1 protein-coding gene is annotated in these 1,297 nt (G+C 62.5%); it reads left to right on the top strand.

What is annotated here, in order from left to right:
- Positions 1-12: 12 nt before the first annotated feature.
- A partial coding sequence (locus tag ACZ7HQ_RS45570) for a P-loop NTPase family protein (protein ID WP_471003559.1) occupies positions 13-1,297 on the top strand: 1,285 nt, incomplete at its 3' end.

Here is a 1,297-nt window from a genome sequence, read left to right as displayed (position 1 = left end):
CTGGAGTACTTGGTGAGCGCCATCGAGCAACCAACCGTGAAGACCATCGTCCTCACCGGGGACGCCGGGCACGGCAAGACGAGCCTGTGCGCCAACCTGCTGGCCGAGCTGAGGATGGGTGGCGAAACGGTCCCATCAGATGTCCGAAGGACAGTCTTCAGCGAGTTGCTCAAGGACGGTGACGCCGGTCGCCCTGTTGCCCTAACCCGTAGCGGGCGCCCACTGTACATACTCAGGGATCTCAGCGAGCTAAGCCTTCAGGCGGGCGCCCAGAAGCTCATGGAGCTGCTTGACCCCCCGGGCAATGGGGTTGCGATCATCTGCGCGAACGAGGGCCAGCTGCGTAAGTGCGTTGCCGAAGACGACCTCAACCGCAGCGGCACGGGGCGCGCCAAGATCTTGGTGAGGACTCTTACAGATGGCATTGCTCGTGGGCAGGTCAGCGACCCCGAAGGCGCAGTCACTGTCATCAACCTCAACTACCAGTCCGTAGCGGCTGACGGTCGCACTGGTGGTTTTGTCCCCTGGGTTCTGAGGCAGTGGACGACCCCGCAATGGTCGCGGTGGAAGGCCTGTGAGGCGTGTGATGCACGTGAGGTCTGCCCAATTCTAGCCAATCGTAACGAGTTGAACGATGCCACTCACGGGCCTCAGCGCCGGGCCGCGGTCCGGGAACTGTTCGCTGCCGCCGAGCGCGCCGGAGCCGTTGTTACGACTCGTCAGGCGCTCTCGGTTACCAGTTACATGATCACTGGTGGGCTGTCCTGTGAGAACGTCCACGCCAAGTACCAGCGGTCGCACTCCAACAGGTTGTGGCAAGCACCTCACCTGTACCACCAGGCGCTCTTCGGTGATCAGTTGACCCCGCAACAGCGTCATCGTGTTCCAGCATTCCTCACGCTACGCAAGCTGGACCCGGGCAAGGTCTCTCGTCGCCAGGTTGACGACCGTCTCGATCCGGATACAGCCGGCCGATTTCCTCCAGGGGACCCCAAAAGTTACCTGCAGAAGGCCCGTACGACCCGGGACGCGCAAAAGCAGGCCGAACAGCTGAGGGGCTTGTACACGTTCCTGCGACGTGCCGACTTCTTCAACAGCATCGACAGCAAGGACCGGTTTGCCCGCATGGGCTTGCAGGCCGGCGACGACTTCGTCACTGTCCAGAACGACAGAGGGGACCTGGCGGACACCTCGGTGCGCGACCGTTTCCTCAAGGGCTTGGAAGCCGTCCAGGGTATCCACCGCCCGGGAAGCAACCCTGACTTCCTCGTGCTCGACCCGGCCTTCTTTGCTCAAC

This window comes from Streptomyces sp. NPDC037290 (assembly GCF_055603245.1).
The sequence above is the reverse complement of the archived record's forward strand: the minus strand, read 5'-3'. Positions and strand labels throughout refer to the sequence as shown.